This window comes from Sphingopyxis granuli, from assembly GCF_001559015.1.
Taxonomy (GTDB): domain Bacteria; phylum Pseudomonadota; class Alphaproteobacteria; order Sphingomonadales; family Sphingomonadaceae; genus Sphingopyxis; species Sphingopyxis granuli.
Window position 1 is genome coordinate 2,277,159 of sequence record NZ_CP012199.1, and the last position, 26,917, is coordinate 2,304,075.

The 26,917-nt window shown below is 67.8% G+C and carries 27 protein-coding genes; 24 read left to right on the plus strand and 3 right to left on the minus strand.

The window, feature by feature from the left end:
* Positions 1–4: 4 nt before the first annotated feature.
* The 3 genes from SGRAN_RS10495 (at position 5) to folP (ending at position 3,618) form a co-directional block, all read left to right on the plus strand.
* Entirely contained in the window at positions 5–1,012 is a 1,008-nt protein-coding gene (locus tag SGRAN_RS10495) for a DUF2804 domain-containing protein (RefSeq protein ID WP_210434224.1), read from the plus strand.
* A gap of 221 nt (positions 1,013–1,233) precedes the next feature.
* Positions 1,234–2,373 (plus strand): site-specific DNA-methyltransferase, encoded by a 1,140-nt coding sequence (locus SGRAN_RS10500; RefSeq protein WP_067183405.1) that lies wholly within the window; start codon positions 1,234–1,236, stop codon positions 2,371–2,373.
* Between the two features lie 114 nt (positions 2,374–2,487).
* The gene (gene folP, locus SGRAN_RS10505; protein WP_067183408.1) at positions 2,488–3,618 is read left to right on the plus strand and encodes a dihydropteroate synthase; all 1,131 of its coding nucleotides are present in this window, start codon (positions 2,488–2,490) and stop codon (positions 3,616–3,618) included.
* Between the two features lie 180 nt (positions 3,619–3,798).
* On the opposite strand, the gene SGRAN_RS10510 is transcribed toward folP, so the two are convergent.
* Entirely contained in the window at positions 3,799–5,229 is a 1,431-nt protein-coding gene (locus tag SGRAN_RS10510) for a sigma-54-dependent transcriptional regulator (RefSeq protein ID WP_067106997.1), read from the minus strand.
* Positions 5,230–5,594: 365 nt separating this feature from the next.
* On the opposite strand from SGRAN_RS10510, the gene SGRAN_RS10520 reads away from it, so the two are divergent.
* The 14 genes from SGRAN_RS10520 to SGRAN_RS10585 all read left to right on the plus strand — a co-directional run bounded on the left by SGRAN_RS10520 (position 5,595) and on the right by SGRAN_RS10585 (position 18,944).
* Positions 5,595–6,716 (plus strand): NAD(P) transhydrogenase subunit alpha, encoded by a 1,122-nt coding sequence (locus SGRAN_RS10520; protein ID WP_067183411.1) that lies wholly within the window; start codon positions 5,595–5,597, stop codon positions 6,714–6,716.
* Between the two features lie 24 nt (positions 6,717–6,740).
* Positions 6,741–7,022 (plus strand): proton-translocating transhydrogenase family protein, encoded by a 282-nt coding sequence (locus SGRAN_RS10525; RefSeq protein ID WP_067106989.1) that lies wholly within the window; start codon positions 6,741–6,743, stop codon positions 7,020–7,022.
* Between the two features lie 62 nt (positions 7,023–7,084).
* Entirely contained in the window at positions 7,085–8,509 is a 1,425-nt protein-coding gene (locus SGRAN_RS10530; protein WP_067183412.1) for an NAD(P)(+) transhydrogenase (Re/Si-specific) subunit beta, read from the plus strand.
* A 98-nt stretch (positions 8,510–8,607) separates the two neighbouring features.
* Complete coding sequence (locus tag SGRAN_RS10535; protein ID WP_067183415.1) at positions 8,608–9,306, plus strand: aspartate/glutamate racemase family protein; 699 nt, start codon at positions 8,608–8,610, stop codon at positions 9,304–9,306.
* Between the two features lie 188 nt (positions 9,307–9,494).
* The gene (locus SGRAN_RS10540; RefSeq protein WP_067183416.1) at positions 9,495–10,193 is read left to right on the plus strand and encodes a GDSL-type esterase/lipase family protein; all 699 of its coding nucleotides are present in this window, start codon (positions 9,495–9,497) and stop codon (positions 10,191–10,193) included.
* Positions 10,190–11,233 carry an acyltransferase family protein gene (locus SGRAN_RS10545; RefSeq protein ID WP_067183419.1) on the plus strand — a complete coding sequence of 348 codons (1,044 nt, stop codon included), beginning with the start codon at positions 10,190–10,192 and terminating at the stop codon, positions 11,231–11,233. The genes SGRAN_RS10540 and SGRAN_RS10545 overlap by 4 nt, the downstream gene beginning before the upstream one ends.
* Positions 11,234–11,303: 70 nt before the next feature.
* Positions 11,304–12,524: a parallel beta-helix domain-containing protein gene (locus SGRAN_RS10550; protein WP_067183421.1), complete on the plus strand. Its 1,221-nt coding sequence runs from the start codon at positions 11,304–11,306 to the stop codon at positions 12,522–12,524.
* The gene (locus SGRAN_RS10555; RefSeq protein ID WP_067183423.1) at positions 12,521–13,543 is read left to right on the plus strand and encodes an SO2930 family diheme c-type cytochrome; all 1,023 of its coding nucleotides are present in this window, start codon (positions 12,521–12,523) and stop codon (positions 13,541–13,543) included. Before SGRAN_RS10550 ends, SGRAN_RS10555 begins: the two co-directional genes overlap by 4 nt.
* A gap of 72 nt (positions 13,544–13,615) precedes the next feature.
* Positions 13,616–14,248: a maleylacetoacetate isomerase gene (gene maiA / locus SGRAN_RS10560; RefSeq protein WP_067183424.1), complete on the plus strand. Its 633-nt coding sequence runs from the start codon at positions 13,616–13,618 to the stop codon at positions 14,246–14,248.
* Positions 14,245–16,293 carry a TonB-dependent receptor gene (locus SGRAN_RS10565; protein ID WP_067183427.1) on the plus strand — a complete coding sequence of 683 codons (2,049 nt, stop codon included), beginning with the start codon at positions 14,245–14,247 and terminating at the stop codon, positions 16,291–16,293. The genes maiA and SGRAN_RS10565 overlap by 4 nt, the downstream gene beginning before the upstream one ends.
* A 54-nt stretch (positions 16,294–16,347) precedes the next feature.
* Positions 16,348–16,794, plus strand: a complete 447-nt coding sequence (locus SGRAN_RS10570) for a MarR family winged helix-turn-helix transcriptional regulator (RefSeq protein WP_067183428.1) — start codon at positions 16,348–16,350, stop codon at positions 16,792–16,794.
* Positions 16,787–17,068, plus strand: a complete 282-nt coding sequence (locus SGRAN_RS10575) for an HPr-rel-A system PqqD family peptide chaperone (protein ID WP_067183431.1) — start codon at positions 16,787–16,789, stop codon at positions 17,066–17,068. The genes SGRAN_RS10570 and SGRAN_RS10575 overlap by 8 nt, the downstream gene beginning before the upstream one ends.
* The gene (locus tag SGRAN_RS10580; protein WP_067183433.1) at positions 17,065–17,931 is read left to right on the plus strand and encodes an HprK-related kinase A; all 867 of its coding nucleotides are present in this window, start codon (positions 17,065–17,067) and stop codon (positions 17,929–17,931) included. Before SGRAN_RS10575 ends, SGRAN_RS10580 begins: the two co-directional genes overlap by 4 nt.
* Positions 17,928–18,944: a nucleotidyltransferase domain-containing protein gene (locus SGRAN_RS10585; RefSeq protein WP_082737448.1), complete on the plus strand. Its 1,017-nt coding sequence runs from the start codon at positions 17,928–17,930 to the stop codon at positions 18,942–18,944. The genes SGRAN_RS10580 and SGRAN_RS10585 overlap by 4 nt, the downstream gene beginning before the upstream one ends.
* A 13-nt stretch (positions 18,945–18,957) precedes the next feature.
* Here the strand turns inward: SGRAN_RS10585 and SGRAN_RS10590 are convergent, their stop codons facing one another.
* Positions 18,958–19,629, minus strand: coding sequence for an HAD hydrolase-like protein (locus tag SGRAN_RS10590; RefSeq protein WP_067183436.1), 672 nt, complete (start codon positions 19,627–19,629; stop codon positions 18,958–18,960).
* 60 nt (positions 19,630–19,689) lie between these two features.
* Between SGRAN_RS10590 and glmU the strand changes: the two genes are divergently transcribed.
* The 7 genes from glmU to SGRAN_RS10625 all read left to right on the plus strand — a co-directional run bounded on the left by glmU (position 19,690) and on the right by SGRAN_RS10625 (position 25,792).
* The gene (gene glmU, locus SGRAN_RS10595) at positions 19,690–21,057 is read left to right on the plus strand and encodes a bifunctional UDP-N-acetylglucosamine diphosphorylase/glucosamine-1-phosphate N-acetyltransferase GlmU (RefSeq protein ID WP_404950415.1); all 1,368 of its coding nucleotides are present in this window, start codon (positions 19,690–19,692) and stop codon (positions 21,055–21,057) included.
* Positions 21,054–21,377 (plus strand): hypothetical protein, encoded by a 324-nt coding sequence (locus SGRAN_RS10600; protein ID WP_067183441.1) that lies wholly within the window; start codon positions 21,054–21,056, stop codon positions 21,375–21,377. Before glmU ends, SGRAN_RS10600 begins: the two co-directional genes overlap by 4 nt.
* 30 nt (positions 21,378–21,407) lie before the next feature.
* Positions 21,408–21,836, plus strand: coding sequence for a ribbon-helix-helix domain-containing protein (locus SGRAN_RS10605; RefSeq protein ID WP_082737199.1), 429 nt, complete (start codon positions 21,408–21,410; stop codon positions 21,834–21,836).
* Positions 21,833–22,210 carry a type II toxin-antitoxin system VapC family toxin gene (locus SGRAN_RS10610; protein WP_067183443.1) on the plus strand — a complete coding sequence of 126 codons (378 nt, stop codon included), beginning with the start codon at positions 21,833–21,835 and terminating at the stop codon, positions 22,208–22,210. Before SGRAN_RS10605 ends, SGRAN_RS10610 begins: the two co-directional genes overlap by 4 nt.
* A 14-nt stretch (positions 22,211–22,224) precedes the next feature.
* A complete protein-coding gene (glmS, locus tag SGRAN_RS10615) occupies positions 22,225–24,048 on the plus strand; it encodes a glutamine--fructose-6-phosphate transaminase (isomerizing) (protein WP_067183445.1) in 1,824 nt (607 codons plus the stop codon).
* Positions 24,045–24,704, plus strand: a complete 660-nt coding sequence (locus SGRAN_RS10620) for an HAD family hydrolase (RefSeq protein ID WP_067183447.1) — start codon at positions 24,045–24,047, stop codon at positions 24,702–24,704. The genes glmS and SGRAN_RS10620 overlap by 4 nt, the downstream gene beginning before the upstream one ends.
* Positions 24,705–24,922: 218 nt before the next feature.
* Positions 24,923–25,792 (plus strand): dienelactone hydrolase family protein, encoded by an 870-nt coding sequence (locus SGRAN_RS10625; protein ID WP_067183450.1) that lies wholly within the window; start codon positions 24,923–24,925, stop codon positions 25,790–25,792.
* A gap of 99 nt (positions 25,793–25,891) precedes the next feature.
* On the opposite strand, the gene SGRAN_RS10630 is transcribed toward SGRAN_RS10625, so the two are convergent.
* Positions 25,892–26,908, minus strand: a complete 1,017-nt coding sequence (locus SGRAN_RS10630) for an aldo/keto reductase (protein WP_067183453.1) — start codon at positions 26,906–26,908, stop codon at positions 25,892–25,894.
* Positions 26,909–26,917 lie beyond the last annotated feature (9 nt).

Consider the following 26,917-nt stretch of genomic DNA (forward strand, 5'->3'; position numbering starts at 1 on the left):
CCAGATGACCGAAGGCCCGCTCCACGATGCCGCGGGGCGGCTGATCGACCCCGACTATGCGACGCGCGAGGTCCGCCGTTACGACCGCGCGGCGATCGGCGCGGAGCCGGTGCGGATCAAGGAATGGGACTATTATTGCGTGCTCGATGGCGATTTCGGGCTCGCGCTGACCGTTGCCGACAATGGCTATGCGGGTTTTCTGTGCGTGTCTTGGATGGATTTGCGCGGGCGGCGCTTCGTCAACCACGGCGCCCTGATCGCCGAGCCGATGGGCAGCATGGCGCTTCCCGCCAGCGCCGACCGCGGCGACATCGTCCAGGCGCAGGACGGTCTCGAACTCGCCTTTCGCCACGAACCGGGCGGGCGGCGGCTGACGGTCCATGCGCCGGGGTTCGATGATGGGCGCGGGCTGTCGGGCGAGGTCTGGCTCGACCAGCCGCCCATGGACCGGATGGTGATCGCGACGCCCTTCGCCGACGATCCGCAGGCCTTCTATTATAACCAGAAGATCAACTGCATGCCGGCGCGAGGCCGAGTGAGGGTCGGAACGGAAAGCTATGATTTCGTTCCCGAAAGTGCCTTCGCGGTGCTCGACTGGGGGCGCGGCGTCTGGACCTATGACAATGTCTGGTACTGGGGATCGGCGTCGGGACTGGTCGACGGCAGGCCGTTCGGCTTCAACATCGGCTATGGCTTCGGCGACACCTCGGCGGCGAGCGAGAATATGCTGTTCGTCGACGGCCGCGCACACAAGCTGGACCGGGTGACGTTCCACATGCCCGATGGCGCGCCCGACAGCGCGCCGTGGCGATTCACCAGCAATGACGGGCGCTTCGAGATGGATTTCGCGCCGGTGGTCAACCGGTGGGCAAAGGTCGATGCGGGGATGGTCAAGACCGAGCAGGATCAGGTGTTCGGCTGGTTCTCGGGCCGCGTGATCCTCGACGACGGCACGCCGATGACGGTGCGCGACCTGCCCGGCTTCGCGGAGAAGGTCTGGAACCGCTGGTAGCGCCGCGCCATTCGAAAAAATTTTTCGCAGGTGAGTCCGCCGGGCCACACCACCAGTGGTTGAGTCTGCGAGTCGCGGCGGACTCCATATGTCGTGGCAGACTCCTTTCGTTCTCGTCGCGCCGTGCCGCGCCGATGGCGGATTCCTCGGAATCCCGGGCTTGACGGCGGACTCCGCGGGACTCATCAAGGCCTTCTTTCGAACGGAAGCAGGGGCAGGTCATGGGTGTGATGGAACGGGTCGAGGGTCCGGTCGCGAAGCAGCGCGCGGCAGCGAAGGCCGTCGCGAACCTGCCGCTCGACAGCATCCTGCAGGGCGATTGCATCGCGATGATGCGTTCGCTGCCCGCCGCGTCGATCGACATGATCTTCGCCGACCCGCCCTACAACCTCCAACTCGGCGGCGACCTCCATCGCCCCGACGGCAGCCAGGTCGATGCGGTCGACGACGATTGGGACAAGTTCGACAGCCTCGGCACCTATGACCGCTTCACCCGCGCCTGGCTCGCGGAGGCGCGCCGCATCCTGAAGCCCAATGGCAGCATCTGGGTGATCGGCAGCTACCACAACATCTTTCGCGTCGGCACCGCGCTGCAGGATCAGGGTTATTGGATCCTCAACGACATCGTCTGGCGCAAGGCGAACCCGATGCCCAATTTCAAGGGCACGCGCTTCACCAACGCGCACGAGACGCTGATCTGGGCGTCGATGGGCGAAAAGGCGCGCTATACCTTCAATTACCGCGCGATGAAGACGCTCAACGACGAATTGCAGATGCGGTCGGACTGGCTGATCCCGATCTGCGGCGGCCAGGAGCGGCTCAAGAAGGGCGGGCACAAGGTGCACCCGACGCAGAAGCCGGAGGCGCTGCTCTATCGCATCCTGCTTGCCTGCTCGAACCCCGGTGACGTGATTCTCGACCCCTTCTTCGGCACCGGGACGACGGGCGCGGTCGCGAAACGCCTCGGCCGCCATTTCATCGGCATCGAGCGCGAGGACGGCTATATCGCCGCGGCGAAGGAGCGCATCGAAATGGCGCTGCCGCTCGACGAAAGCACGGTGCGGACGATGATGGCGCCCAAGGCGGCGACGCGCGTCGCTTTCGGCACGCTCGTCGAATGCGGGATGATCGCGCCGGGTTCGCGGCTCACCGACGCCAGGCGGCGCTGGAAGGCAACCGTCCGCGTCGACGGCAGCCTCGATTGCGACGGCCAGCCCGCGGGCTCGATTCACAAGGTCGGCGCGGCGGTGCAGGGCGCGCCGAGCTGCAACGGCTGGACCTTCTGGCACCTCGACGACGGCCGGGAACTGCGCGTGATCGACGCAGTGCGGCAGGACTGGCTGCTCGCGAACGAGGCGTAGCCATCCTCCAAATCCGTTCGCCCTGAGCTTGTCGAAGGGCGGTCCTTCTCTTCAACCCCGCAAAGGAAGAACGGTGCTTCGACAAGCTCAGCACGAACGGAGAAGGGGAGGCGGATGTTCGCTCCCTTGACCAAGCCCGACCTTGGCACGACGGGGGAAGGCGCGCGCATCTATCTGCGTCCCGCCTGCTTCATCGACAGGCCGCACGAACTGGGCGACGGCTGTCTGCGCATCGCCGACACGATGCTGTGGTTCGCCGCGTGGCATGTCAGCCTGCGCGATGGCGATGCGGTCCGGTCGGCGATCGTTCCGGTCCCCGAACTAGACGACTGGATCGCCGCGATGCCCGACCGCCTGGCCGAGGCGGCGACCGCGCAGCGCGCCGCCGTCTCGCGGCCCCGCGCCGCGCTGGCGCTCGGCGAACGCACGGTGCGGCTGAACGAGCCGCAGATCGTTGGCATCCTCAACGTCACTCCCGACAGCTTTTCCGACGGCGGCAAGCATGTCGATGCCGCCGCCGCGACCGATGCCGGTTTCGCCATGGCGTCGGCGGGCGCCGCGATCGTCGACGTCGGCGGCGAATCGACGCGCCCCGGCGCGCCGCTCGTCTGGGAAGGTGACGAGATCGGGCGTGTCGAGGGCGTCGTCGCCGCGCTGGCGAAGGGCGGCGTCGCGGTGTCGATCGACACGCGCAAGGCCGCGGTGATGGAGGCGGCGCTCGCCGCCGGCGCCGGCATCGTCAACGATATTTCGGCACTGCGCTACGACGACCGCGCGATGGAGGTCGTCGCAAGCGCCGGCTGTCCGTTGGTGCTGATGCACGCGCCCTCGGCGAAGAGCGACCCGCACGAGGGTGCCCGCTATGACCACGTCCTGCTCGACGTCTACGACATGCTAGCCGACCGCGTCGAGGCGTGCCGCGCGGCGGGGATCGACCCCGCGAGGATCATCGTCGATCCGGGCATCGGCTTCGGCAAGGGGGTTGCCGACAATCTGGCGTTGGTGGGCGGACTGGCGCTGTTCCACACCTTGGGCTGTCCGATCCTGTTCGGCGCCAGCCGCAAGCGGATGATCGGCGCGCTCGACAATGAAGCCGCCACCGATCAGCGGCTCGGCGGCAGCATCGCGCTCCACTATCAGGCGGCGGCGTTGGGCGCGCAGTTGCTGCGCGTCCATGACGTTGCGGAAACCCGGCAGGCGCTACGCGTCTGGCGCGGGCTCAGGGATGCGGCGCTGACGGGATAAGCTTTACCTTCCCTCAAAATCACGACTTTAGATTGAACTACTTCGTCATTGCGACCCGGACCTGATCCGGGGGAAGCAATCCAGAGCGGTTATCGCCACTCTGGATTGCCGCGCGGCTTCGCCGCTCGCAATGACGAGTTGAGTCGATGATGCATCTTCTCCCTTGAGGGGAAAATGGGGTCATGCCGCCGTGTCGATCCCCAGGTCGCTCAGCTTGCGGTAGAGCGTCGAGCGTCCGATGCCGAGCCGGCGCGCGACTTCGCTCATCCGGCCGCGGTAGTGGCCGATGGCGAGGCGGATGACGTCGGCCTCGATTTCTTCGAGCGGGCGCAGGTTGCCGTCGGGCAGGTACAGGGTGATGCCGATTGCCTCGCCGTTGATCGCGACGTCGCTGCCGCTCGATGCGCTGCCGCCGAGCGCCGCCTCGATCGCCTTGAAATCGGCGCTCGTCAGCACGTCGGTCTCGCTGGCGACCGCGGCGCGGAACAGCACGTCCTGCAACTGGCGGACGTTGCCCGGCCACGCATAGGCGGCGAGCAGGCGCAGCGCGTCGTCGGTGACGCCGATCGGCCCCATGCCGGGCAGGCCGCCGATGCGCGCGAGCAGGTGGCGGGCAAGCGGCCCGACGTCGCCGCGCCGCTCGGACAGCGCGGGCAGGGTGAATTGTGCCGCCGACAGCGCATAGAACAGGTCCTCGCGAAAATGCCCCGCCTCGATCAGCTTGTCGAGCGGGCTCGCGCTGGTCGAGATGATGCGCACATCGACGCTCTGGCGGATCGAGCCGCCGATCATCTGCACTTCGCCGCTGTTCAGGAACTCGACGAGCTTCGCCTGCGTCTCGAGCGGGATGCATTCGACATGATCGATGATCAGGCTGCCGCCGTCGGCCTGGACCAGCCGGCCGACCTGACGGTCGAACGCGCCGGGAAAGGCGCCGCGCTCGTGCCCGAACAGGCCCGATCCGATCAGTCCCGGCGATACCGCCGAGCAGTCGACCATGACGAGCGGGCCGCGGGCGCGCGGCGAGGCGCCGTGGATCGCGCGGGCGAACACTTCCTTGCCGGTGCCGGTGCGGCCGTTGATCATCACCGGCACGCGCGCGCGCGCCGCCTTGGCGGCGATGGCGAGCGCGCTGCGGAAATTGGGCGCCGAGCCGATGATTTCCTCGAACGCCAGCGGCGCGCGCAGCTTTTCGGTGAGCGGACGAAGCTCACCCTGCGGACCGCCGGGCGAGGCGATGCGGTCGAGCGCGCCGAGCAGGCGGTCGGGGGCGATCGGCTTCTGCACGAAATCGCTCGCGCCCGCGCGCATTGCGGTGACAGCCGCCTCGACTCCGTTGCGCATCGTGATGACGATCAGCGGCAGCGCGGGCCGCCAGCGGCGCAGTTCGCCGACGAACTCGCCAAGCGGCAGGCCGGGCACGCCCTGATCGACGAGCACCGCGTCGAGCGCCATCCCGTCCTGCGTGCCGAGCCGGGCGAGCGCGGTGTCAGTGTCGGCGGCGATGACGCTGCGCCAGCCGCCGCGCGACGCCAGCGCCGACAGAAAGCGCTGTTGCGCCGGCTCGCTGTCGACGATCATCACCGTTCGCGTGTCGCGCGTGCTTGCCATCGCCCTCGAATCCGTCCTTTGCCGCCGGTCCCCGCGGAAGTGTTCCGCTTTGATGCAGGCTTGTAGCGGACAGGAGTAAAGGGGCGATTAAGGGCTTTCGGGCGTGCCGCAAGGTGCCATGATGGCAAAGCGGGCCTTGAGCATCGCGAAAGGCGTGGCTAAGACCGGCGCGAGACCCGATTCTGGGCCGCATTTCCGCGCGCCTTCGACGGGGAAGAGGCAAGGGGAAAAGCCATGGCGGAACAGCAAATGCAGGCGGCGAACGAAACCTATTCGGGCTTCCTCAGCCTGTTCAAGGTCGGCGCGATCGCCACCGGCATCGTGGCCATCGTCGTCGTCCTGCTGATCTCCTGACGCACGACCGCATGCGCATTGCTGTCCTGAGGGAGCTCGCCCCCGGCGAGACCCGTGTCGCCGCGACCCCGGAAACCGTGAAGAAATTCATCGGCCTGGGCGCTGAAGTTGCCGTCGAGACCGGGGCGGGGGAGCAGGCTTCGATCGCCGACGCCGACTATGCCGCCGCCGGTGCGAGCGTCGCATCGCGTGCCGACGTGTTGAAGGGCGCGGGGATCATCCTCGCCATCCAGGGCCCCGACCCGCAGGGCCTGTCGGGTTTCGCCGATGGCGCGTGGCTCGCCGCCGGGCTGAACCCGTTCGGCGAGCGGGCGCGGGTCGACGAATATGCCAAGCTCGGACTCGAGGCGCTGGCGATGGAATTCATGCCGCGCATCACCCGCGCGCAGTCGATGGACATCCTGTCCAGCCAAGCGAACCTTGCCGGTTACAAGGCGGTGCTGATGGCGGCGAACGCCTATGGCCGCGCCTTTCCGATGATGATGACCGCCGCGGGCACGGTCAGCGCCGCCAAGACTTTCATCATGGGCGTCGGCGTCGCGGGGCTTCAGGCGATCGCGACCGCGCGCCGCCTGGGCGCGCAGGTCAGCGCGACCGACGTGCGCTCGGCGACGAAGGAACAGATTCTCTCGCTCGGCGCCAAACCGATCTTCGTCGAAAGCGTGGCGGGGATCGAGGGCGAGGGCGCGGGCGGCTATGCGACCGAAATGTCCGACGAATATAAGGCGGCGCAGGCCGAACTGGTGTCGTCGCACATCGCCAAGCAGGACATCGTCATCACCACCGCGCTGATCCCGGGACGCCCGGCGCCGCGCCTGATCAGCGACGCGCAGCTCGCGACCATGCGCGCGGGCAGCGTGATCGTCGACATGGCGGCCGAAAGCGGCGGCAATGTCGAAGGATCGGTGTCGGGCGAGACCAGGCGGATCCACGGGGTCACGGTGATCGGCGCGCAGAATATCGCCGCGCTGATGCCCGCCGATACCAGCGCGCTGTTCAGCCGCAACCTGTTCAACTTCCTCTCCGCCTTCTGGGACAAGGAGCAGGGAAGGCCGGTGCTCGACGAGGAGATCGGCAATGCCGTCCGCCTGACGCAGGGCGGCAAGGTCGTCAACGAACGCTTGCTCGGATAGTCAAGGAAGATCGGGAGATATAACATGGACTTCATTGCGATTTTCTCGATTTTCATCCTGGCCTGCTTCGTCGGTTATTTCGTGGTCTGGTCGGTGACCCCGGCGCTGCACACGCCGCTGATGAGCGTCACCAACGCGATTTCCTCGGTCATCATCGTCGGCGCGCTGATCGCCAGCGCCGCGGCGGGATCGCCGCTGTCGAAATGGCTGGGCCTCGCCGCGGTGGTGATGGCGAGCATCAATATCTTCGGCGGCTTCGCGGTCACCGGGCGCATGCTTGCGATGTACAAGAAGAAGGAGCGCTAAGGCGCTGCAATCCATGGATTTGATGACGAGGCGGGGACGGCCGGCTCGGCAGGGGAATTAGCATGCACGAACTCGCACCGATCAATCCCTGGGTGGCGCTGGCCTATCTGGTTTCCGGGGTCTTCTTCATCCTCGCGCTGCGCGGCCTGTCGTCGCCGGCTTCGGCACGACGTGGCAATCGCTTCGGTATGGCGGGCATGGCGATCGCGGTCGTCACCACGCTGGTGACGCACGAACTCGCCAATCCGGTCGAGGTGCTCGGCGCGATCGCGATCGGCGCCGTCATCGGCATCGTCATGGCGCGCAAGATCGCGATGACCGCGATGCCGCAACTCGTCGCGGCTTTCCACAGCCTCGTCGGTCTCGCCGCGGTGGCGGTGGCCGCCGCCGCCTATCTGAACCCCGGCGCGTTCGGCATCGCCGACGAACTGGGCCGGATCTTCACCGTCAGCCGGGTCGAGATGGGGCTGGGCGTCGCGATCGGCGCGATCACCTTTTCGGGATCGGTGATCGCCTTCCTGAAACTCAACGGCAATATGTCGGGCGCGCCGATCATGCTGCCGCTGCGCCATCTGATCAACCTCGGCACGCTCGCCGCGATCCTCGGCCTGATCGGCTATTTCCTGACCGACCAGTCGGGCTGGGTGTTCTGGACGATCACGGGCCTGAGCTTCCTGATCGGCTTCCTGCTCATCATCCCGATCGGCGGCGCCGACATGCCGGTCGTCGTCTCGATGCTCAACAGCTATTCGGGCTGGGCGGCGGCGGCGATGGGCTTCACGCTCGGCAACACCGCGATGATCATCACCGGCGCGCTCGTCGGCTCGTCGGGCGCGATCCTGTCCTACATCATGTGCCGCGCGATGAACCGCAGCTTCATCAGCGTGATCGCCGGCGGCTTCGGCGCCGACACCTCCTCGGCGGGCGGCGCCGCGAAGGAACAGCGGCCGTGGAAGCCGGGCAGCGCCGACGACGCGGCCTTTCTGATGAGCCAGGCCGACAATGTCATCATCGTCCCCGGATACGGCATGGCGGTCGCGCAGGCGCAGCACGCGCTGCGCGAGATGGCCGACCTGCTCAAGAAGGAAGGCGTCAACGTCAAATATGCGATCCACCCGGTCGCGGGGCGCATGCCGGGCCACATGAACGTCCTGCTCGCCGAGGCGAACGTCCCCTATGACGAGGTGTTCGAGCTCGAGGACATCAACAACGAATTCGCCCAGTGCGACGTCGCCTTCGTCATCGGCGCCAACGACGTGACCAACCCGGCGGCGAAGACCGACAAGACGTCGCCGATCTACGGCATGCCGGTGCTCGACGTCGAGAAGGCGAAGACGGTTCTATTCGTCAAGCGCTCGATGGGCGGCGTCGGCTATGCCGGGGTCGACAACGACGTCTTCTACATGGACCAGACGATGATGCTGCTCGGCGACGCGAAGAAGATGGCCGACGACATCGTCAAGGCGCTCAGCGGCAGCGGCCATTGACCTCGACCGTCGCGGCGGCGAAAGCGGGATCGTTATCGGTTTGAAACCGTTATCGATCCCGGCGTCGCCAGGATGACGAAAGAGGGACAAGATTCACGATGCGCAAGATCGGCCTGATCGGTGGAATGAGCTGGGCCTCCACCGAGCTCTATTATCGCCACCTCAACAAGGGACTGCAGAAACGCATCGGATCGAGCTGTTCGGCGCCGATCCTGATGGAGAGCCTCAACTATTGCGACCTGTCGCGGCTGACGACGCCCGAACAGTGGGCGCACGCGCAGGAGGTACTGATCGCCTCGGCGCGGCGGCTGGAAAAGGCGGGGGCGACGGCGCTGATGATCGCCGCCAATTCGATGCACAAGGTCGCCGAAGAGGTCGCGGCGGCGATCGCGGTCCCGCTGATCCACATCGTCGACGAAACGGGCGCGAAGATGCGCGCCGACGGCATCCGGACCGCGGCGGTGATCGGCACGCGCAACGTGATGACCGAGCGGTGGTTCCGCCAGCGGCTGGTGCGGCACGGGCTGACGCTCGCGCCCTATGACGCGGGCAGCGCCGACGCGGTCGACCGCATCATCTATGACGAACTGATGCAGGGCCGCGTGACCGAGGATTCGCGGCGGACGATGCGCACCATCATCACCGACATTGCGAAGCAGGACGTGCAGGCGCTCGTGCTCGCCTGCACCGAACTGGTCATGCTCGTCGATCCCGACGCCAATGTGCTGCCGATCTACGACACGACGCGCATCCACGTCGCCGCCGGCATCGACTGGATTCTGGGCGACGAGCCGTAGACCGCTGCCGCGACAGTATCGGATTCTTAAGGCCGGACCGCTAGAGTGTTTTCAAGTCAGGCGGAACTGCCTGACGGCTCGGAAAACACGGCAAGACAAGAATCTGGAGTGCCGGTTTTGATTCCATCAAAACCGAACGCGCTCCAGGGCCGATCGGGACCGATTGTGGGTGGGGGTGTTTCGAAGGCGTGCGGGTTGCTCTGGCTCTTGTCTACATCGCGGTCCTGCACGGGATCGTGGCGCTCGCGCTGCTGCGCCCCGACCTGATCGACGCGCAGCGCTGGCGCGCGTCGTGGCTCCAGCCCGAACCGAGCGCCTATGGCGCGCAAAGCCACCGCCTGTTCCGCGCCATCGACGCCGACGCGGCGCCGGGCCGGTTGCTGCTGGTCGGCGACAGCCAGTTGCAGCGGCTCGACACCGCGGCGCTCGACCTGCCGGCCTATAATTTTGCCGCGGGCGGCGACACGATGCGCGACGTCGCGCGGCGCATCGCCGACTATCGCCAGCCGGGAGAGGCGAAGGCGGTGGTGCTGTGGGCCGGCGTCAACGACCTGTTGCGCGGGCGCGACCCCGAAGCGGTGCGCGCGGCGTTCGAGCAGGCGGAGGCCGCCATCCCGGCCCCGACTCCGATCCGGCTCGTATCGATCGCACCCGTCGGAGCGAAGCCGCCCCGGCGCGACCTGCAGCGCGCCATCGCGCGGACCAACGCGCTGCTGGCGCAGGCGTGCCGCGCGCGCTGCCGCTTCGTCGACGTGACCGCCGGGCTTGCCGGTGCCGACGGCGCACTGCGACCGGCCTATGACAGCGGCGACGGCCTGCACCTGAACCGTGCCGGCGGACTGGTGGTGGCGGGTGCGATCAACGGCCTGCCGGTGGCGGCACGATGAGCGGCGCGGCGCCGAAAATCCGGCTCCAGAGCCTCGACATCATGCGCGGCCTCGCCGCGCTCGCGGTGCTGCTGTTCCACTACAGCGTCATCCTGCCGCGCTTCGCCCCGGCGGCGCGGCCGATTCCGATCGCGTTCGAGGAGGGCGGCTATGGCGTCCACCTGTTCTTCATCGTGTCGGGTTTCGTCATCCTGATGTCGCTCGAACGCAGCACCGCGTCGCAATTCCTGATCTCGCGCTTCACGCGGCTCTATCCCGTCTATTGGCTCGCCTGCCTGCTGACCTTCGCGGTGCTGACCTCTTCGCACTGGATCGCCTACAGCGTCAGTGCGGGCGAATTCCTGATCAACCTGACGATGATGCAGTCCTTCGTGCGGGTGGGGGCGGTCGACGGCGTCTACTGGAGCCTCGCCTATGAGCTGGGTTTCTACGCCTTTCTCTTCACCGCCCTGCGGCTCGGCGGCGCGCGGATCGTTTCGATCCTGCCGCATTACATGGTGGCGGGCGCGGCGCTGTTTTCGGTCGCCGCGCCCTATATTCCGCATCCGCTGCACCTGCTGCTGATGCTCAACCAATATGCCGACCTGTTCGGCTGCGGGCTGGCGCTCTATCTGCTGCGCACGCGCGGCTTTTCGCTCGCGCAGGCGGCGATCCTGCCCGCTACGCCGCTGGTCGAGGCGCTTTACGATGGCTGGCACGGGCTGATCGTCGTCGGCCTGATCGTGCTAGCGATGAGCTTCGCCTGCCTGACCCGCTGGCAGCCCGGCCGCCTTGCGAGGCCGCTGATCTGGCTCGGCGGCATTTCCTATGCGCTCTATCTGACGCACCAGATGCTCGGCTATGCGCTGATCGCGCACCTGCAGGAGCTGGGGGTCGGGCCCTGGGTGTCGTTCGCGGTCGCGCTGGGCTGTGCGCTGCTGCTCGCGCATCTGCTGACCCATTATTGGGAGCGCCCGGTGTCGGCGTGGATGAAGCGCCGGCTGACGGCGTGGGCCGCGCGCGTCCGCACCCCGCTTGCCGCGCGGGCGCCGTCCGGCTGATCCGCCGCCACCGGGCTTGGCAGCGCCGCGCGATTGTCCCATGATCAGCCCGAGAGGATGGGAGAAAGAGATGCGAGTCCACCAGCTGCCGCACGCCCTTGGCCTTGGGATCGCCGCCGTGGCGATGCTCGCGGCCTTCCCCGTGGAGGCAAAGACCATATCCGTCGCGCCCGGCGGCCCCGACGCCAACGAGGCGTTACAGGAAGCGCTAATCCTGGCCGAGCCCGGCGACATCGTCGAACTGGGCGCCGGGGTGTGGAAGCTGACCGACGGGCTCTCGCTCGACGTCGACAAGGTCACGCTGCGCGGCGCGGGAACGAAGGACGGCACCGGCTCGATCCTCGATTTCTCCGACCAGCAGGGGGCGGGCGAGGGGCTGCTCGTCACTTCCGACGACGTGTATCTGACGAATTTCGCGGTGCTCAACACCAAGGGCGACGGGATCAAGTCTAAGGGCGCCGACCGCATCGTCTATCACCGGCTGCGCGTCGAATGGACCGCGGGGCCGAAGGAGACGAATGGCGCCTATGGCGTCTATCCGGTCGAGAGCAGCGACGTGCTGATCGACAGCGTTTATGTCCGCGGCGCGTCGGACGCGGGCATCTATGTCGGCCAGTCGCGCAATATCGTCGTGCGCGATTCGATCGCGACGGAAAATGTTGCGGGGATCGAGATCGAGAACAGCTTCGACGCCGACGTCCACGACAATGTCGCGACGAAGAACACCGGCGGCATCCTCGTCTTCGACCTGCCCAGCCTGCCGCAGCAGGGCGGGCACAATGTCCGCGTCTTCGACAATGTCGTCAACGACAACAGCACCCCCAATTTCGCGCCGAAGGGCAATATCGTCGCGAGCGTTCCCACCGGCACCGGCGTGCTGGTGATGGCGAACAGTCGGGTCGAGATCTTCGACAATGTGTTCGAGAACAACGGCACCGCCAATGTGATGATCGTCGGCTATCGCTATCCCTATCAGGACGACAAATATCAGCCGCTGCCCCGCGACATCGCCGCGTGGAACAACGAGCATGGCAAGGCCGGGTTCGCACCGGCGTTTCCGGGCGGGGCGGAGATCGCGGCGGCGATGGGCGGTGCGATCCCCCCGGTGCTGTGGGACGGTGCGGGGAGCGCGATCGTCAACGACGACGTCGGCGTGCTGTCGCTGAACCTGCCCGACGTATCGACGCCGCAGAGCGAGGCGAAGCCATCGCCCGCCGACCTGAAAGGCGAGGCGCCGACGCCGCTTCCCGGCATCACGCTGCCCGCGGCGATGGAGGCGAAGGTCCGGTGAGGCGCGTCGCCGCCGCGCTGGCCGCCGCGCTGCTGTGTGCGAGCGGCGCGGTCGCGGTGTCCGAACCGGGGCCGCAGCAGGCGGTGATCGACGGCGATACGATGCCGCGCAAACTGTCCGAATTCGGCCTGTTTCGCGTCGGCACCAGCGAGCCGGTCGGCGGCCTGCTGCCCTATACGCTGCACACCCCGCTGTTCAGCGACTATGCCGAAAAGCACCGGCTGATCTGGATCCCGCCGGGCCAGCATGCCGAGGTGGCCGGCGATGGCGCGATCGCCTTTCCGCTCGGCACCGTGATCGTCAAGAGTTTCGGCTGGCCCGACCGGGCGGACGGCGCTCCGCTCGAGACGCGGCTGCTGATCCACCGTGTGGACGGCTGGGCGGCGCTGCCCTATATCTGGGACGCCGATGGGAAGGACGCGACGCTGGCGCTGGCCGGGCGGCGGGTTCCGGTGACGTTCCGGAGCCCCGACGGCGAGGCACACAGCATCCGGTACGCGGTGCCCAACAAGAATCAGTGCAAGGAATGCCACAGCAAGGCGGGCGCGATCGTCCCGATCGGGCCGAAGGCGGCGAACATCGATTTCGGCGCGGCGGCGGCGCGCGGCGATGTCGCGCGGTTCCTGACCGGCCCGGCGCGGCCGGTCGCGCCGATGCCGCGCTGGAACGACCCGGCGAGCGGATCGCTTCACGATCGCGCGCGCGCCTACCTCGACGCCAATTGCAGCTATTGCCACAACCCCGAGGGCAGCGCGTCGAACAGCGGGCTGTTCCTGCGCTGGACCGACCCGGTGGGCGTCAATTACGGCATCGGCAAGCGCCCGACCGCCGCGGGGCGCGGCAGCGGCGGGATGGAGTTCGCGATAAAGCCCGGCGACCCCGACCACAGCTTCCTCATCTACCGCCTCGAAAGCCTCGACCCCGGCATCGCGATGCCCGAGATCGGGCGCTCGACCGTGCACAGGGAAGGCGTGGCGCTGCTGCGGCAATGGATAGCGGAGATGCCGAAAGGCGAGTGATGGCCGGACATAGCGTCCGCCGCTTTTCGCCGGATGCTTGCCAAGAGCGCCAAACTGACCCTAGGTCGGGCCATGACCTCGCTCGTCCTCCACGATTATTTCCGCTCCTCGGCCAGCTATCGCGTCCGCATCGCGCTGAATCTGAAGAGACTCGCCTATGAGCGCGTCGAGATCAGCCTGATCGCGGGCGAGCAGAAGAGCGACTCCTATCTCGCGCAGAATGCGCAGGGCTTCGTGCCGCTGCTCGTCGCCGACGGGCAGACGATCATCCAGAGCCTCGCGATCATCGACTGGCTCGACCGCGCCTTTCCCGAACCGCGGCTGATCCCCGATGCCGCGATGCCGCGCGCGGTCGCGCTCGCGCAGGCACAGGTCGTCGCCTGCGATATCCACCCGCTCAACAATCTGCGCGTGCTCAAATATCTGAAGCGTGACCTCGGGCTCAACGAGCAGACCAAGGACCGCTGGTATCGCCACTGGATCATCGAGGGCTTCGACGCGCTCGAGGCGATGGCGGGCGACGGCCGCTATCTCGGCGGCGAGACGCCCGGAATCGCCGACTGCTGCCTGGTGCCGCAGATGTACAATGCGCGGCGGTTCGAGGTGCCGCTCGATGCCTATCCGCGGCTCGTCGCCATCGACGCGGCGTGCACAGGGCTGGACGCGTTCCAGCGGGCGCATCCCGACGCGGTGAAAGCGGCATGATCCGGCTTCTCGCGGGGGTCGCGGCGCTGGCGCTGCCGGTGACGGCGCTGGCCGAGGAGACCGGCGATCAGGACATCGTCGTCACGGGCGCGGGATTGCTGCGACCGGCGCCGGGCGACGGGGCACAGGGCGTGGCGGTGCTGCGCGATCTCGACCCCGGCCTCGGCTCGCGCATCGAGAACCGGCTGCGCGACGAGGCGGGGATTGTGCAGTTCCGGCGCTCCGACGGACGCACCGCGCATCCGACGAGCCAGGGCGTGACGCTGCGCGGGCTCGGCGGCAACGCGTCGAGCCGCGCGCTGGTGACGCTCGACGGCGTGCCGCAGGCCGACCCCTTCGGCGCCTGGGTCGCGTGGAGCGCCTATGACGCGATCCGGCTCGGCGGCATCGTCGTCGCGCGCGGCGGCGGCAGCGGCGCCGACGGACCGGGCGCACTCGCCGGCACGATCGGCCTCTATTCCGAAATGGCGGACGGTATCGAGGCGAGCTTCGCCCTCGGCAGCCGCGACGGCTGGGACGCGACGCTCAGCGCCGGAGCGCGGCTCGGCACGGGGCAGGTCGCGATCGACGGGCGCTACAGCCGCGGCGACGGCTTCGTGCCCGTTGCGGCGGGACAGCGCGGCGCGGTCGATCGGGCGGCGCCTTACGAGCAGGGTGGGCTCGGTGTGCGGCTGCGGTTCGACGCGGGTGCCGACAGTCGTGTCGAGGCGAGCCTGCGCGGCTTTTCCGACCGGCGCGACCGCGGCGTCGATTTCACCACCAGCCGGATCGACGGGGTCGATGCCAGCCTGCGCTTCGTCCACGACCCGGCGGGCGCGACCCAGTGGCTGGCGCTCGCCTATGTCCAGCAGCGCGATTTCGACAGCGGTTTCGCCAGCGTCACGGCGGATCGGAACAGTGCCGCGCCGGCGCTGTTCCAGCGTGTGCCCGCGACCGGACTCGGCGGGCGCGTCGAATTGCGGCCGGCGATCGGCGGCGCCAATCCGTTGCGGGTCGGCGTCGACTGGCGCCGGACCGTCGGACGTACCGAGGAGGATTATTTCTTCACCGGCCTCGCCCCCGGCCGTCATCGCGTCGCGGGCGGCAGCAGCGATACGCTCGGCAGCTTCGCCGAATGGACGTCGGGCGATCCGCAAGATGGCTTCCTGTGGACCGCCAGCGGACGCCTCGACCGCTGGTGGCTCGCGGCGGGCTATCGGCACGAATATAATTTCGGCGGCCCGCCGATCAGCGATGCGACCTTCGCGGCGCGACAGGGATGGGAAGGCAGCGGGCGCATCGGGCTGCGCTGGACCGCGAACGGCTTTTCGCTGCGCGCCGCAGGCTATCGCGGCTGGCGCCTGCCGACGCTCAATGAGCTTTATCGCCCCTTCCGCGTCGGCGCCGACGCGACCGCGGCGAACGAACTGTTGAAGCCCGAGCGATTGTGGGGCGGCGAAGTCGGCGCCGATTGGCAGGGCGGTGGAACGAAGCTGTCGGCGACGCTGTTCGCGAACCGGCTGTCGAATGCGATCGCCAACGTGACGCTTGCCACCGGTCCCGGCAATTTCCCCGGCGTCGGCTTCGTCGCGGCGGGGGCGACGTACAGCCAGCGGCAGAATCTCGACGCGATCGACAGCAAGGGGATCGAGGTCAGCGCCGAGCAGGTCATCGGCCCCGCGGTGCTGCGCGCCACCTGGGCCTATACCGACGCGCGCGTCGATGCCTCCGGAGCAGCCGCGGCGCTCGACGGACGGCGCCCGGCGCAGATCGCGAGGCACGGCGCCAGCCTGTCGCTGCGCGACAATGGCGGCGGCCCCTTCGGCGGCTTTGCGACACTGCGCTATATCGGCGCGCAGAATGAGGACGACCTCGGCCTCCAGCGGCTGGGCGACGCGCTGACGCTCGATGCCGGGCTGTCGTGGCGGCTTTCCGGCGCGATCGGGATCGAGGCGCGCGGCGAGAATCTGTTCGGCGAGCCGGTGCCCGCCGCCATCTCCTCCTCGGGGATCGTCGAGCGCGCGACGCCGCGGACCCTGTGGATCGGCACGCGCATCAACTTCTGACGGTCACGGCAACTTCGGACCTTCACAGCGCCGGGTTTGGCGATAAGAAAGGGCATGCCACCCAAGACCCTCAACCTCGACCAGTTCCTGCCCTATCGGCTGTCGATCGCGTCCAACTCGCTGTCGAGCCGGATCGCGGCCGAATATCAGAGCCGGTTCGGCCTCAAGATTCCCGAATGGCGGCTGATGGCCGTGCTCGGCGAAGGGCGGCCCAAGACGCAGCGCGAGCTGGTCGCGGCGACGCGGATGGACAAGGTGACGGTGAACCGGGCGGCGAAGGCGCTCGCCGACCGCAACCTGATCGCGCGACAGGCGCACGAGGCCGACGGGCGCTCGCACCATCTGGAACTGACGGAGACCGGCCGCTCGCTTTACGATGCGATCGTCCCCGCTGCCCTGGCGACCGAAGCGCGGCTCGAATCGCATATCAGCGCCGCCGAGCGCGCGACGCTGATGACGATCCTCGCCAAGCTGACCGCCGCCGCCGAAGATTATGGCTGATCGGACCTATCGCGCCGCGCCTCCCGACGCGTTGCGCGTCGAACCGCTCGGCGACCTCACTCTGATCTTCGACCGGCGTTCGACGCAGACGCATATCGTGGTTTCGCCGATGCCCGAGATATTGGCGGCGATGGGTGCCGATGGCTGCAACGCCGCCGCGGTCGCCGCGCGGCTGGCGGCGGCATTCGACCTCGGCGATGTGGACGGCGCGCAGGCGCTCGTCGCCGAACGGCTCGTCGAACTGGCGGAACTGGGGCTGGTGGTGCCGGTGTGAGACATGGAACGCGCCTCGCGGTCGGCCCGGTGCAGTTCCGCATCGGCAGCGACTGGGCGGCGCCGATCGCCGCGCTGAACCGTCTCTACGCCAGCTATCCCCGCGACGACGACCGCCCCGCCGACGCCACCGTGCGGCTGTTTGCGGCGCGGCCGTGGCGGCGCTGGTTGCGCCCATCGGTGCAGATCGGCGGCGATTTCACCGTTCCCGATGCGCTGCCGCTGCCCCTGTCGATGGGGCTGCTCGCGGCGGAGATGGGGATGAACCTGCAGGTCGCGCTCGGCTGGCGCCGTCACCTGCTGCTCCACGCGAGCGCGGTGGCGAAGGACGGGCGCGCGGCGATCCTGTCGGGCGAATCGGGATCGGGCAAATCGACACTCGCGGCGCTGCTCGGCGAGGACGGCTGGCGGCTGATGGGCGACGAATTCACGCTGGTCGATCCCGCGAGCGGCGACGCGCTGGCGTTCCCGCGCGCCGTCAGCCTGAAGAACGCGGCGATCGCCGAGGTCGCGGCGCGGGTCGATCCCGCGCGCCTCGGCCCGTTGCTTGCGGGCACCCCGAAGGGCGACATCCGCCACCTGATCCCGCGCGCCGATGCCGTTGCGGCGATGCACGATCCAGTGCGCCCGGCGCTGCTCCTCTTCCCGCGCTTCGGTGGCGAAGCGGCGGTCGAGCCGATGGGTGAGGGGGAGGCCTTCGTGCGCCTGACCGAAGCCTCGACCAACTATGTCGCGCTCGGTGAAACCGGTTTTTCTGCGCTGCTGCGGCTGGTGCGCGAGACGCCGGCCTTTGCCGTCTCCTATCCCGACAGCGCCACCGGCATGGCGCTCGTCGACCGGCTGTGGGCGGAGGCGGCGCGGTGAGCGCGGTGCGCGATCTCGTCGCGCTGCTTGCCGGGCGGCAGGACCCGGCGGCGCTGGCGCCGCGCGCGTGGGACGGGGTGATCTCGGTGGCGCGGGCAGAGGCCTTGCTGGGCACATTGGCCTGCCGGCTCGCCGCGGCGCCGCTGCCCCCGCCGGTCGCCGCGCTCTTTGCCGACCAGCGCGCGGCCATCGCGGTCGCGCAGGCGCAGGCATTGTGGGAAGCCGAAATGGCGCGTCGGGCGCTGACGTCCGAACGGCTCGAATTCGTGCTGCTCAAGGGTACCGCCTATGCGGCGGCGGGGCTGTCGTGCAGCGAGGGGCGGCAGATCGGCGACCTCGACATATTGATCCCGTGGCACGAGGTCGGGCGGGTCGAGAACGAACTGCTCGAATCGGGGTGGGAATGGGTGAAGTCCGACCCCTATGACGACGCCTATTACCGCGAGCATATGCACGAACTGCCGCCGATGATCCATCGCAGCCGCGACCGCATGATCGACGTCCACCACACCATCCTGCCGCGCACGCACCGCCGGACGCCCGATCCGCTGGTGCTGGTCAGCGAGGCGGTCGCCACGGCGGACGGGTTCACGGTACTGTGCCCGGTCGACATGGTGTGCCACTGCGCCGCGCACCTGCTGGCCGACGGTGACCTGCAGGGCGGTCTGCGCAACCTGTGGGATTTCCACTGCCTGACGCGCGATTTCGCGGCCGCCGATCCGGATTTCTGGGACCGGCTCGCGGCGCGCGCGGACAAGCACGAACTGGGCCCCGAGGTCGCCCGCGCGGCGCGGCTGGCGCATGCGCTTTACGGCGCGACGCTTCCGGTCGGGTGGAGCCAGCCGCGCGCGGCGGACCGCCTCTATGGGTGTCGCCTGCTCGCGCGCGACGATTGGGGACGCCCCACCGACTTTCTGTTGCAGCAGGCTTTCTATATCCGCTCGCACTGGATGCGCATGCCGCCGGTCCTGCTCGCGCGGCACTTGTGGACCAAGTGGCGCCGCAATCGATAGGGCCTGTCCCTGTTCATCGGATGCCGGCGAGCAGCGGCACCAGTTCGGCATAGTCGTCGATCACATGATCGGCGCCCAGTTCCTCGACCGGCTGGTGCAGGAAGCCGAAGCTGACCGCGACGCTGGTCGCGCCCGCGCCGCGCGCCGCCATGACGTCGAAAATGCTGTCGCCGACAAAGGCGGTTCGCCCGCCGCCGCATGCTGCGATCATCGCGCGGATCGGTTCGGGCGACGGCTTGCGCTTTCCGGGCCCCAGCGTGTCGCCGCCGATGATCGTCGCCATGCGATCGGCGAGCCCCAGGTCCCCGAGCAGCTGGCGTGCGAGGTCTTCGGCCTTGTTGGTCATCACCGCGGTCCGGACGCCGAGCGCGTCGAGGCGGTCGAGCGCCGCGAGCAGGCCGGGGAAGGGACGGCTGTGGACCGCGATGTGCGCCCGGTAATAGGCGATCAATTCGTCATAGAGGCGCGGCGAGGCATCGGCGGGAACGCCGCCGGTCGCCGCGAGTCCCTGTTCGAGCATATGCGCCGCGCCCAGCCCGACCATCGGCCGCACCGCCGCGATATCCTGTGGCGGTCGCCCCGCGACGCCCAGCGCGTGGTTGAGCGCGGCGGTCAGGTCGGCCAGCGTGTCGATCAACGTGCCGTCGAGATCGAAGCCGACGATGCGAAAGGGAAAGTCGCTCATGCGCCCCGCCATGGCGCGACGGTCTGGAAACCGCAATGATTTGCTGGCATGGCAGCGCGCATGAGCAACGCCTCCCTTCCGCCCGTCGCCGCCGTCATCCTTGCCGCCGGCAAGGGCACCCGCATGAAGTCCGACCTGCACAAGGTGCTGCACCCGATCGCCGGGCGGCCGATGCTGCTTCACCTGATGGACAGCTTTGCCGCGCTGGCCCCGGCGGCGACCGTGGTCGTCGTCGGCGACAAACGCGAACAGGTCGAATCCGCGCTGGCCGGCACCGGTGCGGTGACGGTCGTTCAGGATCCCCAGTTGGGAACCGCGCACGCGGCGCTTCAGGCGCGTGAAGCGCTTTCCGGGTTCGGTGGCATGATTCTCGTCTGTTTCGGCGATTGTCCGATGCTGGCCGCCGATACCGTGCTGCGGCTATGTGCGGCGCTCGACGCAGGCGCGCGTGTCGCGGTGCTCGGGTTCCGGCCGGCCGATGCCGCGGCCTATGGACGCATCATCGCCGATGCCGACGGAACGGTCCGCAAGATGGTCGAATATAAGGACGCCACCGCCGAGGAGCGCGCGGTCGATCTGTGCAATTCGGGAGTCATCGTCGCCCGCGCGCCCGATATGTGGCGCCTTCTCGACGCCGTCGGCAACGACAATGCGCAGGGCGAATATTATCTGCCCGACGTGGCGACGGGCGCGATCGCCGAAGGGGGGCGTGTCGTCGCGATCGAGACCGGTGCCGACGAAGTCGCCGGCATCAACAGCCGCGCCGAACTCGCGGCCGCCGAGGCGCAGTGGCAGGCGTTCAAACGCGAGGAGGCGATGGCGGCTGGCGTGTCGCTCAAGGCGCCCGACACCGTCTGGTTCTCGTGGGATACCGAAATCGGCCGCGACGTGACGGTCGAACCCAACGTCTTCTTCGGCCCCGGCGTGCGGATCGCCGACGGCGCGACGATCCGCGGCTTCAGTCATATCGAGGGCGCGGAGATCGGCGCGGGCTGCGAAGTCGGGCCGTTCGCGCGGCTGCGCCCCGGAACCGTGCTCGACGAAAAGGCGAAGATCGGCAATTTCGTCGAGACCAAGAAGACGCATCTGGGCAAGGGCGCCAAGGCGAACCATCTGACTTATCTGGGCGATGCGACGGTCGGCGCGGGGGCCAATATCGGCGCGGGCACGATCACCTGCAACTATGACGGCTATTTCAAATATCGTACCGAGATCGGCGAGCGCGCCTTTATCGGATCGAACAGTGCGCTCGTTGCGCCGGTGCGGATCGGCGCCGATGCGATCGTCGGCGCGGGCAGCACCGTGACGCGTGACGTCGGCGACGGCGAACTGCGGCTGGTACGCGCCGAACAGTCGGTTAAGCCCGGCTGGGCCGACCGCTTCCACGACGCGATGCGCAAGAAGAAGGCGGCGGAGCAGAAATCATGAGCGACCGGTACGAGAACAAGCCCTTCCTGCGCTTCGTCGACGCCTGGGTGCTGAAGGCGATCGGCCACCTCGACCAGGCGACCGAAGCCTATTGCACCGCGATGGAGCCGCAGCTTCGTCAAAGCTTCAACACCACCGGCCGCTGGCCGGAGATCGTCGCGAAGCAGATGAACTTCACCCCCGAGCTTCCGGCGCAGATCCGCAAGATATGGACCGACGGCAAGGTGCGTTTCGAGGCGGGGAACGGTGAGGCGGCCGACCCCGTGCAGTTCGCGATGATTTTCGTCGACCGGACCATGGGCGGCGCAGCACAGGGTTGACATGATATCATGATATGATATCAGTATATCATGACTCGCATACTCGCCGATTTACCTGATGAGGATATCAAATGGCTCGACCAGCTTGCTGTCGAGCAGGGGAAGTCCCGCGCGGCGATCCTGCGCGAAGCGGTGGCGGCTTATCGCCCGCAAACGCCGCTGGACTGGATCGAGGCCGGTTTCGGGGCGTGGAAGGATCGGACCGACATCGGCGACGCTGTTGAGTGGCAGCGGCGTGAGCGCGCCGGATCGACACGACCTTGGGACCCGGATTATCCGGAAGTGCGGGCGGAGTTTCCCGACCTGTTCGACGAGCAGGATGATCGCGAATATGAAATTCACAAAGCCTGGCTGGCCGAACAGGGAATAAAGCCCGGCGAAACCGATCCCGATCCGGCAAAGGCGATACAGGCCCGGCCGGGCGCCAAAGCGAAATCGAAGAAGCGCGCGAAAAAGTGAGCGGCTTTGCTTTCGACAGCAATATCGTCATCGACTTGCTGCGCGGGTTTCCCCAGGCGCGCGCCGAGTTGGAACGCGCCGCGCAAAGGGGGCGGGTCTGGATCAGCCGGGCGGTGTGGATCGAGGTCATGTCCAAAGGCGAGGGCGACGGTCTGCGGCGCGCGGAAATCATGCTGTCCGGTTTCGGGGTTGATGAAATCGACGCCGAAATCGGGGAGCGCGCCGCTGCGCTGCGGCGTGAGCGGTTTCGGCTCAAAGCCATGGATGCGATCATACTGGCGACCGCGCTTACGCGCGGTCGTGTTCTGGTCACGCGAAACACAAAGGATTTTCCGGCGGCGATGCCGGGCATCCGTGTCCCCTACACCCTATAGAAAGACGGTCGCCCATGTGCGGAATCATCGGAATCATCGGCAAGGCCCCCGTGGCGGATCGCCTGGTCGACGGACTCAGGCGGATGGAATATCGCGGCTATGACTCGGCGGGCGTCTGCACGGTCGAGGGCGGCGAACTGATCCGCCGCCGGGCCGAAGGCAAGCTGGGGGGGCTCGTCAAGGAACTGGCCGCGCATCCGGCGCCGGGGACCGTTGGCATCGCCCACACGCGCTGGGCGACGCACGGCGCGCCGACGACGAACAACGCCCACCCGCACGCGACGGGTGAGGTGGCACTCGTCCACAACGGCATCATCGAGAATTTCCGGCCGCTGCGCGAGGCGCTGACCGCGCGCGGTCGCCGTTTCGAGAGCGATACCGATACCGAGGTCGTCGCGCACCTGGTCTCCGAGCGGATCGAGGCGGGGCAATCGCCAGAAGAAGCGGTGAAGGCGGTGCTCCCCGAACTGCGCGGCGCCTTCGCGCTCGCCATCGCATTCCGCAACCATCCCGACCTGCTGATCGGCGCGCGGCTCGGTTCACCGCTCGTCGTCGGCTATGGCGACGGTGAGACCTATCTCGGGTCGGACGCGCTGGCGCTGGCGCCGCTCACGCAGAAGATCGCCTATCTGGAGGAAGGCGACTGGGTCGTTATCACGCGCGACGGTGCGCGGATTTTCGACCGCGACAACACTCCCGTCGAGCGCGACATCACCACCTCGGGCGTCACTGCGACGGCGATCGAGAAGGGCAACTACCGCCACTTCATGCAAAAGGAGATTTTCGAGCAGCCGACCGTCGTCGCGCAGACGCTTTCTTCCTATATCCGCCCGCTCGAACAGACGGTGGCGCTGCCGCAGATGGATTTCGACCTGTCGCGGATCGACCGCATCACCATCGTCGCCTGCGGCACCAGCTTTTATGCCGGCATGGTCGCCAAATACTGGTTCGAGCAGTTCGCGCGCGTGCCCGTCGACATCGATGTCGCGTCGGAGTTCCGCTATCGCGACCCGGTGCTCCAGCCCGGCGGGCTCGCGCTCTTCATCTCGCAGTCGGGTGAGACCGCCGACACGCTCGCGGCGCTGCGCCATTGCAAGGCGCAGGGGCAGACGATCGCGGTCGTCGTCAACGTCCCGACCAGCAGCATGGCGCGCGAGGCCGATCTGCTCCTCCCGACCCATGCGGGGCCGGAGATCGGGGTGGCCTCGACCAAGGCCTTCACCTGCCAGCTCGCGGTGCTCGCCGCGCTCGCGGCGCATCTCGCGCTGCGCAAGGGGAAGCTCGACGCCGCGCAGGAACGCGAGATCGTCCGGCATCTGATCGAAGCGCCCGCCGCGCTCAACGCCGCGCTCGCCCACGACGAGGAGATCGCGGAGATGGCGCCGCTCGTCGCCCCGGCGCGCGACGTGCTCTACCTCGGCCGCGGCCCCGACTATCCGCTCGCGCTCGAGGGCGCGCTCAAGCTCAAGGAAATCAGCTATATCCACGCTGAGGGCTATGCCTCGGGCGAGATGAAGCACGGGCCCATCGCGCTGATCGACGAAGCGGTGCCGGTGATCGTCCTCGCCCCCTCCGGCCCGCTGTTCGAAAAGACCGTCAGCAACATGCAGGAGGTCATGGCGCGCGGCGGCAAGGTCGTGCTGATCAGTGACGCCGAAGGCCTGGCCGAAGCGGGCGAGGGCTGCATGGCGACGATCGAGATGCCCAAGGTCCACCCGCTGATCGCGCCGCTCGTCTACGCCGTGCCGGTGCAATTGCTGGCCTATCACGTCGCGGTGGCCAAGGGGACGGACGTGGACCAGCCGCGTAACCTGGCGAAATCGGTGACGGTGGAGTGACCCCCGCCGCGATCATCTTCGATTTTGACGGCGTCATCGCCGACAGCGAGGTGCGCGCGAACCGGACGCTTGCCGAAAGCCTGACCGCCATCGGGCTGCCAACGACCTATGAAGAATGCCTGCGCGACTATTGCGGGCATAATTGGCAGGAGACCGAGCGGCGGATCGTCGTGCGGCTCGGGCGGCCGTTGCCGCACGATTTCCGCGAGAGGCATCGTGAACGGGCGCAGAAACGCTTTGCCGAAGGTTTCGCACCGGTGCCGGGCGCGCCCGAATTCCTCGACTCGCTGGGCCGCCTGCCGCGCGCCATCGCTTCGTCGAGCAGCCCCGCCTATATCGCCGCGTCGCTCGATCGCTTCGGACTCGCGCGCCATTTCGGACGCCACGTCTACAGCGCCGACGGCTGGGCCCGCGGCAAGCCGCATCCCGATATCTATCTCGCCGCCGCTAAGGGACTCGGCCTCGATCCCGGCGCCTGTCTGGCGATCGAGGACTCGCCGACGGGTGCGCGGGCGGCGCTCGCGGCGGGGATGACGGTGATCGGCTTCTGCGGCGGCGGCCATATCCTCGACCGTAGGGCGCATGGGGAGGTGCTGCGCGGCGTAGGCGTGCATCATGTCGCGCATGGCTATGACGAGGTGCTGCTGCACGCCTGACGCCCGCTCCCTTCGCGGCAAGGGCATTCGCACCAACCCTTTCCTATTATTCGTGGCCGTGCTTAGCTGCTCGTGTAACCATTGGCTCCCGCCATGCGAATTCAGAGTGAAGTTGCGCAGTTTTTCGCGCCTTTCGGAGAATCGCTTTTCGCGGCCGCAGCCTTTGGCGCTCCGGCGCGTATCGGCGCCGGGGAAGAGAGAGGGAAGAGGAGAGAGCCATGTGCGACGAATTCACCGAAGCCGATCTCGACCGCGCCGGGCTTCCCGTCCGGCGGCGCGCGTTCGGCGCCCTGATCGGAGCGGGAGCGGTGGCCTCGATGCTGCCGGCGGCGGCCTGCGCCGCGGGGGCCGTGAAGGGACGCGACGTGACGATCGCGACCGACGACGGCACCGCCGACGCCTATTTCACCGCGCCTGGAGAGGGCAGGCATCCGGGCGTGCTGATCTGGCCCGACATTCGCGGCCTGCGCCCGGCCTTTCGCCAGATGGCTGATCGGCTGGCCGGCGAAGGCTATGCGGTGCTGTGCGTGAATCCCTTCTATCGCTGGGCGAAGGCGCCGGTCGTCTATCCCGGCCATGATTTCGACGACCCGGGCGTGCGCGACACGCTGTTCGGCTATCTGAAGCGGTTCGATCGTGCGACGGTGCAAAGTGATGCGAAGGCGCATCTTGCCTTTCTCGATGCGCAGGCGGAGGTCGATACGGAGCGCGGCATCGGCACCGCGGGCTATTGCATGGGTGGGCCGATGGTCATCTACACCGCGGCGCTGAACCCGGGGCGCGTCAAGGCGGCGGCGAGCTTCCACGGTGCCTCGGTCGCGACCGACAAGCCCGACAGCCCGCATCTGCTGATTCCAGAAACGCAGGCCGGCTTCCTGTTCGCGATCGCCGACAATGACGACCAGAAGGACCCGGAGGAGAAGGTCCGGCTGAAAGCAGCGCTCGACCCGCGTCCCGAGTGGCACGAGGTCGAGGTCTACAAGGGCGCGATGCACGGCTGGTGCCCGCCCGACGGCCGTGCCTATGACGAAGCGGCGGCGGAGAAGGCGTGGGGACGGATGCTCGAACTGTTCAAGGCCGCGCTATAGTTTTTGATCACGTCATTGCGAGCGGAGCGAAGCAATCCAGGGCGGGTTTACGCCAGCTCTGGATTGCCGCGTCGCCTTCGGCTCCTCGCAATGACGAGGTTACCCCATAGGGTAGAGGATATCCTTGCCGACCTTGTTCAGCGCCTTCATCACATCGTCGCCCAGCACGAGGTCGATCGCATCGAGGATCGGGTCGACCTGTTCGTGGCTGCTGACGCCGACGATCGTCGAGGCGACGAAATCATGCTGCTTCGACCAAGCGGTCGCCATCGTCACCGGGTGCAGCCCCGCCTCTTCGGCGATGGCAAGGTAGCGTTCGGTCGCGGCGAGACTCCGGTCGTTCACGAAACGCCGTCCCATCGCGGCCTGCCGGCCCTCCATCGCCAGATAGCGCGAGAAGCGGGCACCCTCCGGCCGTGCGCCATCCTGATATTTCCCCGACAGCACGCCGCCGGCGAGCGGCGAATAGGGGATCAGGCTGACGCCTTCCTGTCGGCAGACCTGCGCGAGCTCGTCCTCGAAGCGGCGGTTGTTGAGGCTGAAATTGTTCTGGATCGTGTGATAGCGCGCGCCGCCCAGCCGCTCGGACGCCGCCAGCGCCTTCATCAGGCCCCAACTCGTCTCGTTCGAACAGCCGAGGATGCGCACCTTGCCCTCGCGCACCATTTCGTCGAGCGCGTCCATCATCTCGTCATAGGGGGCGTCATGGTCGGGCCAGTGCGTCTGGTAGAGGTCGACATAGTCGGTCTGGAGCCGCGTCAGGCTGCCCTCGATCGCCGCGCGGATATGGTGACGGTCGAGCGCGGTGGTGCCGCCGCGGCACGGCGACTTGAACCAGACGTGGCTCGGCCCCGATACCTTGGTCGCGAGAATGATCGCGTCGCGCGGCTTCGTCTTCATCCAGCGGCCGACGATCTCCTCGGTGCGGCCGACCCATTGGATGTCGGGCGGCACCGGATAGCCCTCTGCCGTGTCGAAGAAATTGATGCCCGCCTCGAAGCAGCGGTCGAGTACCCGGAACGCGGTCGCTTCGTCGGCCTGGCTGCCGAAGGTCATCGTGCCCATGCAGATGTCGGTGACGTGGATGGCGCTCTGGCCGAGGCGGCGGGTCTTCATGGGCTGGGG